Annotated in this window: 7 protein-coding genes; 4 read left to right on the plus strand and 3 right to left on the minus strand. The window is 59.7% G+C overall.

The window, feature by feature from the left end; translation table 11 throughout:
• Positions 1-107 precede the first annotated feature (107 nt).
• The 3 genes from FHS03_RS27105 to FHS03_RS27115 all read right to left on the minus strand — a co-directional run bounded on the left by FHS03_RS27105 (position 108) and on the right by FHS03_RS27115 (position 2572).
• The gene (locus FHS03_RS27105) at positions 108-1976 is read right to left on the minus strand and encodes a phosphoethanolamine transferase (RefSeq protein WP_183444017.1); all 1869 of its coding nucleotides are present in this window, start codon (positions 1974-1976) and stop codon (positions 108-110) included.
• Positions 1977-2039: 63 nt separating this feature from the next.
• Complete coding sequence (locus FHS03_RS27110; protein WP_183444018.1) at positions 2040-2327, minus strand: type II toxin-antitoxin system RelE/ParE family toxin; 288 nt, start codon at positions 2325-2327, stop codon at positions 2040-2042.
• The gene (locus tag FHS03_RS27115) at positions 2327-2572 is read right to left on the minus strand and encodes a ribbon-helix-helix domain-containing protein (RefSeq protein WP_183444019.1); all 246 of its coding nucleotides are present in this window, start codon (positions 2570-2572) and stop codon (positions 2327-2329) included. The genes FHS03_RS27110 and FHS03_RS27115 overlap by 1 nt, the downstream gene beginning before the upstream one ends.
• A 273-nt stretch (positions 2573-2845) precedes the next feature.
• On the opposite strand from FHS03_RS27115, the gene rpsL reads away from it, so the two are divergent.
• The 4 genes from rpsL to FHS03_RS27135 form a co-directional block, all read left to right on the plus strand.
• A complete protein-coding gene (rpsL, locus tag FHS03_RS27120) occupies positions 2846-3229 on the plus strand; it encodes a 30S ribosomal protein S12 (RefSeq protein ID WP_050409781.1) in 384 nt (127 codons plus the stop codon).
• Positions 3230-3344: 115 nt separating this feature from the next.
• On the plus strand, positions 3345-3815 hold the full coding sequence (rpsG, locus tag FHS03_RS27125; protein WP_050409780.1) for a 30S ribosomal protein S7: 471 nt from the start codon (positions 3345-3347) through the stop codon (positions 3813-3815).
• A gap of 107 nt (positions 3816-3922) precedes the next feature.
• The gene (gene fusA, locus FHS03_RS27130; protein ID WP_183444020.1) at positions 3923-6028 is read left to right on the plus strand and encodes an elongation factor G; all 2106 of its coding nucleotides are present in this window, start codon (positions 3923-3925) and stop codon (positions 6026-6028) included.
• A 76-nt stretch (positions 6029-6104) separates the two neighbouring features.
• On the plus strand, positions 6105-6610 hold a 506-nt coding region (locus FHS03_RS27135), incomplete at its 3' end, for a GTP-binding protein (RefSeq protein ID WP_183444021.1).

Genomic DNA, 6610 nt, shown 5'->3' on the forward strand with positions numbered 1-6610 from the left:
TGCCAGGCACCGATCGGACACGGGCCCATCTGCAAAACAGGCCGCAATACTGCTGAGCCTGTGTCCCCTTGGTGCCTGGCACCAGGGTGGACACGGGCTCGGCTGTCTTACTTTTTGCCGCGCTTGCTGGCCTTGGGTTTGCCGGCGATGATTTCGCGACAGTCGCCTTTGAGGCTGGCGTTGTCGTAGTCGGTCCAGCCGTAGCTGTCGACGACGCGCTTGTGGGCTTTGAATTGGCTGCTGAGGAAGCTCCATTCGAGCTTGTCGCCGGGGTAGCGGATGTCGGCCAGGTCGAGCAGGGTGTGGAACATGTTCTCTGTGGCGAGCGGTGCTTTGCGGTGGCGCTGCAACTGTTGCACCTTGTCGGGGTAGCGGTCCTGGTATTGGTGCGAGTACCAGACGAAGGCCGGGACGTGGAATTCGTACTGGGTGTTGTGGCCGTGGAAGGCCAGGCGGCAGCTGTTGTCGTACAGGGTCTGGCCGTGGTCGGCCACATACAGCAGCGCGGCCATCGGCGCCGCGACCTTCAACTGGCCGATGGTCTGCGCCAGGAACCAGTCGGTGTAGAGGATGGAGTTGTCGTAGCTGTTATTCAGCTGGGGCTTGATCTTCAGGTCGGTGTAGACCGGCTTGTCCACGCCGTACAGCGAAGGCTGCCATTTGTCGAAGGCTTGCGGGTGGCGCTGGCTGTAGTTCCAGTGGCTGCCCAGGGTGTGCAGCACGATCAGCTTTTTCGGCGCCGGATCGGCCAGCGCGATTTTGAGCGGGTCGAACAGGATCTGGTCGAAGTTCGAGCCGTTGGTGAAGCCGCCCAGGTTCATGAACTGCACCACATTGGCTTCCTTGGCGAAGACCGAAACGGGGGTGTCGAATTTGCCGAAGGAGATCTGGTTCGACAACCACCAGGTCTTGAAGCCCGCTTCCTTGTAGGCGGTGATGAAGGATTTTTCAGTGAAGCCGTCCTTCAGGCTTTGCACGGCCGGCTTGCGCGAAATGATGACCGGCACCGACAGGCGCGTGGCCGACACCGGCGTGATGACATCGCTCAGCGTCACCAGATTGGCTTCCTTGCCGAGCAGGGGATTGGTTTCGCGCTGATAGCCGTTCAGGCTCCAGCGGTCGTAGCGCGAGGATTCGCCCAGCACCACCACCACCACCTCGGCCACGCTGTCGCGCTCGCGCTGCTGCGCGCCGAAGCTGAAGCGGCGGCTGCGCTCGTCCAGGTCGGCCAGATAGCGCCGTTCCTTATAGAAGTCCCAGCCGCGCGCGACCAGGCCGAAGGGCCAGGAATTGATGAAGGCGTCGACATCGACCGGTACCTTGGCCCAGTGGGGCAGGGCGGGCAATTGCCAGCCGGTGTAGTCCAGACCGGCGCTGGCGGCCGAGGCTTCCTCTTCCTCCTCCTCTTCCTCGCTGTCGGACCCGCTGGCTGGGGGCGCCGAGGCGGCCGCCACGCTGGCCGAGGCCGGCTTGGCTGGCGCCACGCCAAATTCCCAGCCATAGGCCGCCACGGCCGTCAGCACGGCCAGCATGCCCAGGACCAGCTTGCGCGAGGCATCGTTCCAGTCCAGATCGCGCGTCTTGCGCGCGGCGCGGAAGCTCAAGACCCACCATGCCGCCACCGCAATCATCACGGCCAGCATCAGCCACACTTTCTGGCCGAGGAATTCCAGCGACTCTTTCGGGCTGGTTTCGGCGATGATGCCCAGGTGGTGGGTGGAAATGCCCTGGCCGTAAAAGACGATCAGGTAAATCTCGGTCGGCAGCGCGAGAAAGGCCGGCAGCAGCAGCCAGTGGAAATACGCCGGACGGCGGAACAGCGCCCAGGCCGCCGCCCAGGCCGTGAATTCGATGCCGACGATCTGCCACGGCCCCTCCACCGGCTTGCCCAGCAGCAGGGGCACGAAGGGCACGGCCGACAGGGCCAGATAAGTCAGCAGAACGAGGGCATTGGCCGGGCGCAGCAAGGCTTGCATACAGACAAGAGGAGGAAAAATGCTAGCTATTATCCGCGCAATCGATGGCCTTGAGACAAGGAATTATTGAAGCAGGGCGCGCAGGTCGCGCGCACTGTGGGCGATCCTCAGCACGTGCACGGCGCCCCCTTCGGCGCGGTACAGAATCAAGTAGCGCTGGTAGGAGCAAATGCGCAGTCCGGGGAATACATCGCTGCGCGCCCGGAACGCCAGCGGCATGCGGGTGAGCGCCTGGCATTGCTGGCGCAGCTCGACAACGAAGCTGGCCGCACGCTGCAGGTTGTGACGGGCAATATATCCTGCTATCTCATCCAGATCGCACGCGGCGCGCCGGGAGATGAGCAGACGCATCAGCTGCCTGAGCCGGCCGGCTGCGGCTTGCCGTATTTCGCTTCCAGCGCGGCGAACACGGCATCGCCATCCAGCATCTCCCCTTCCAGGCCTTCCTGGATGAAGTCGCGCAACTGGCGGTCTTGTTCTGCAAGCAGTTGCAGGCCGGCCGCCACCAAGGCATTGGCGTCCTTATAGCGGCCGGTGGAAAGCTGCTCTTGAAGCAACTTTTCGTCGGCTGCGCTCAGGGTAATGGTGGTCGGCATGGCAGGGCGGCTTCGGACGGTGGACTTGCATCCAGTATAAACCCGTGCAGGGCCGGCGCCTGCCACATTATTCAGCAACAGAAGTTGACTGGGGGGCTTGCCAGGTATATACTCGCGAGTTCTCAATTTATTCTGCGCATCGTATACGCGTTCGACAGCTGCTCCCCGAGAGTGGCTTTTTGCGCCCCATGTGCGGAAGGAATCGGGACACGGTTTTAGTCCCCGGACGGCTGTCCGGGTTATTAACGTAGTAACTTTGTTGGATTAAGAACGATGCCAACCATCAATCAATTGATTCGCAAACCACGTACCGCACTGGTCGTGAAGAGCAAATCGCCGGCACTTGAAAACTGCCCGCAAAAGCGTGGCGTGTGCACCCGCGTGTACACCACCACTCCTAAGAAGCCTAACTCGGCACTGCGTAAAGTTGCCAAAGTGCGTCTGACCAACGGTTTCGAAGTGATTTCGTACATCGGCGGTGAAGGCCACAACCTGCAGGAACACAGCGTTGTTCTGCTGCGCGGCGGTCGTGTAAAAGACTTGCCAGGTGTGCGTTACCACATGGTTCGCGGCGCGCTGGATACCCAGGGTGTTAAAGACCGTAAGCAAGCTCGCTCGAAGTACGGTGCGAAGCGCGCTAAGCAAGCCAAGAAGTAATTTTCTTGCATTTTAATGAGTTGAGGCGGTCGCGAGACCGAGTAAGTGGAAGGCTTTGATGGCCTCCGCGAGTGCCAAATCAGAGGCGCTCAACTGAAGACAGGAAGGAAATACAATGCCACGTCGTCGTGAAGTACCCAAGCGCGAGATTCTGCCGGATCCAAAATTCGGCAACACCGAAGTCGCCAAATTCGTGAACGTTCTGATGCTGTCCGGTAAAAAATCGGTCGCAGAAAACATCATCTACGGTGCGTTCGACCATATCCAGCAAAAATCGGGCAAGGACCCGCTGGAAGTGTTCGCCGCCGCAATCAACAACGCCAAGCCGCTGGTGGAAGTGAAATCCCGCCGCGTCGGTGGCGCCAACTACCAGGTGCCTGTGGAAGTGCGTCCAGTACGCCGTCTGGCCCTGTCCATGCGCTGGCTGCGTGAAGCTGCCAACAAGCGCAGCGAAAAATCCATGCCACAACGCCTGGGCGGTGAGCTGATGGAAGCTGCGGAAGGCCGCGGCGGCGCGATGAAGCGTCGTGACGAGGTGCACCGCATGGCTGAAGCGAACAAAGCGTTCTCGCACTTCCGCTTCTAAAAACTTCGGCCGGCAGTGCCGGCCGCTTATCTGTTGTTCAAGCCGGGCACATTTTTTGATCGAAAAATGCTGCTCGGTTTTGTCCATTAAAAGATTTAGGATTAACTATGGCCCGCAAGACCCCCATTGAGCGCTACCGCAATATCGGTATCTCCGCTCACATCGACGCCGGTAAGACGACCACTACCGAGCGCGTGCTGTTCTACACCGGCGTGAACCACAAAATTGGTGAAGTGCACGACGGCGCAGCCACCATGGACTGGATGGAGCAGGAACAAGAGCGCGGCATCACCATTACCTCCGCGGCGACCACCTGCTTCTGGAAAGGCATGGCCAACAACTTCCCCGAACACCACATCAACATCATCGACACTCCGGGCCACGTTGACTTCACCATTGAAGTTGAGCGCTCGATGCGCGTGCTGGACGGTGCTTGCATGGTTTACTGCGCAGTGGGCGGCGTGCAGCCTCAGTCGGAAACCGTGTGGCGTCAGGCTAACAAGTACAAAGTGCCACGTCTGGCCTTCGTGAACAAGATGGACCGTACCGGCGCCAACTTCTTCAAAGTGTACGAGCAGATGCGCAACCGCCTGAAGGCCAACCCGATCCTGATCCAGATCCCGATCGGCGCGGAAGAAAACTTCAAGGGCGTGATCGACCTGGTCAAGATGAAAGCCATCATCTGGGACGACGCGTCCCAGGGCATGAAATTCGACTACCGCGACATCCCGGCTGAACTGGCCGAGTCCGCAGCCGAGTGGCGCGAGAAGATGGTTGAAGCGGCCGCCGAAGCGTCCGAAGACCTGATGAACAAGTACCTGGAAGAGGGCGACCTGTCCGAAGCCGAAATCAAGAAAGCACTGCGCGAGCGTACCATCGCTTCCGAAATCGTGCCGATGATGTGCGGTACCGCGTTCAAAAACAAGGGCGTGCAAGCGATGCTGGACGCGGTCATCGAGTTCCTGCCATCCCCAGTGGACATCCCACCGGTCAACGGCACCGACGACGACGACCAGCCGGCTTCCCGTAAAGCCGCCGACGACGAGAAATTCTCGGCGCTGGCCTTCAAGATCATGACCGACCCATTCGTCGGCCAGCTGGCCTTCTTCCGCGTGTACTCGGGCGCCATCAACTCCGGCGACACCGTGCTGAACTCGGTGAAAAACCGTAAAGAGCGTCTGGGCCGTATTCTGCAGATGCACGCCAACCAGCGCGAAGAGATCAAAGAAGTGCGCGCCGGCGACATCGCCGCTGCCGTGGGCCTGAAAGACGTGACCACCGGCGAGACCCTGTGCGATCCAGCATCCCCGATCATCCTGGAACGCATGGAGTTCCCGGAGCCGGTGATTCAGCAGGCCGTTGAGCCGAAAACCAAGTCCGACCAGGAAAAAATGGGCCTGGCCCTGAACCGTCTGGCTCAGGAAGACCCATCGTTCCGCGTCAAGACCGACGAAGAATCCGGCCAGACCATCATCGGTGGTATGGGCGAGCTGCACCTGGAAATTATCGTTGACCGTATGAAGCGCGAATTCGGCGTGGAAGCGACCGTCGGCAAACCACAGGTGGCTTACCGTGAAACCATTCGCAAGACCTGCGAAGAGATCGAAGGCAAGTTCGTCAAGCAGTCCGGCGGCCGTGGTCAGTACGGTCACGTGGTGCTGAAGATCGAACCGCAAGAGCCAGGCAAGGGCTTCGAGTTCGTCGACGCGATCAAGGGCGGTACCGTTCCTCGCGAATACATCCCTGCAGTTGAGAAGGGTGTGCGCGAAACCCTGAACACCGGTGTTCTGGCCGGCTACCCAGTGGTGGACGTGAAAGTGACCCTGTTCTTCGGTTCGTACCACGATGTGGACTCGAACGAAAACGCGTTCCGCATGGCCGCTTCGATGGCCTTCAAAGACGGCTGCCGCAAGGCCCAGCCAGTGATTCTGGAGCCGATGATGGCTGTGGAAGTGGAAACGCCGGAAGACTACGCCGGTACCGTGATGGGCGACCTGTCGTCCCGTCGTGGTATGGTGCAGGGCATGGACGAAATCCCAGGCGGCGGCGGCAAGATCATCAAAGCCGAAGTACCGCTGTCGGAAATGTTCGGTTACTCGACCTCGCTGCGTTCCGCAACCCAGGGTCGTGCAACCTACACGATGGAATTCAAGCACTACTCCGAAGCGCCTAAGCACGTGATCGACGCAATCGTCACCGCCAAAGCGAAGTAATCTTGTTTATTGACCGGCCCGGGGCAATCCTCCGGGCCGGACAGACCTTAAATCATAGTTCTAAGGAAGAATTAAAATGGCAAAAGAAAAGTTCGAGCGGACTAAACCGCACGTGAACGTAGGCACCATCGGTCACGTTGACCACGGCAAAACCACCCTGACCGCGGCTATCGCAACCGTTCTGTCGAAAAAATTCGGCGGCGAAGCTAAAGCCTACGACCAGATCGACGCTGCTCCAGAAGAAAAAGCACGCGGCATTACCATCAACACCGCGCACGTCGAGTACGAAACCTCTGGCCGTCACTACGCTCACGTTGACTGCCCAGGCCACGCCGACTACATCAAAAACATGATTACCGGTGCTGCCCAGATGGACGGCGCGATCCTGGTGTGCTCCGCTGCTGACGGCCCAATGCCGCAGACCCGCGAACACATCCTGCTGGCCCGTCAGGTTGGCGTTCCTTACATCATCGTGTTCCTGAACAAGTGCGACCTGGTGGACGACGCCGAGCTGCTGGAACTGGTGGAAATGGAAGTGCGCGAGCTGCTCTCCAAATACGAATTCCCAGGCGACGACCTGCC

This window comes from Pseudoduganella violacea (assembly GCF_014191875.1).
GTDB classification, from domain to species: domain Bacteria; phylum Pseudomonadota; class Gammaproteobacteria; order Burkholderiales; family Burkholderiaceae_D; genus Rugamonas; species Rugamonas violacea_A.

Bases quoted from the DNA above. Each gene is read 5' to 3' on its own strand.
- rpsL (WP_050409781.1), top strand. From the start codon at position 2,846: ATGCCAACCATCAATCAATTGATTCGCAAACCACGTACCGCACTGGTC.
- fusA (WP_183444020.1), top strand. From the start codon at position 3,923: ATGGCCCGCAAGACCCCCATTGAGCGCTACCGCAATATCGGTATCTCC.
- FHS03_RS27105 (WP_183444017.1), bottom strand. From the start codon at position 1,976: ATGCAAGCCTTGCTGCGCCCGGCCAATGCCCTCGTTCTGCTGACTTAT.
- FHS03_RS27115 (WP_183444019.1), bottom strand. From the start codon at position 2,572: ATGCCGACCACCATTACCCTGAGCGCAGCCGACGAAAAGTTGCTTCAA.
- rpsG (WP_050409780.1), top strand. From the start codon at position 3,345: ATGCCACGTCGTCGTGAAGTACCCAAGCGCGAGATTCTGCCGGATCCA.
- FHS03_RS27110 (WP_183444018.1), bottom strand. From the start codon at position 2,327: ATGCGTCTGCTCATCTCCCGGCGCGCCGCGTGCGATCTGGATGAGATA.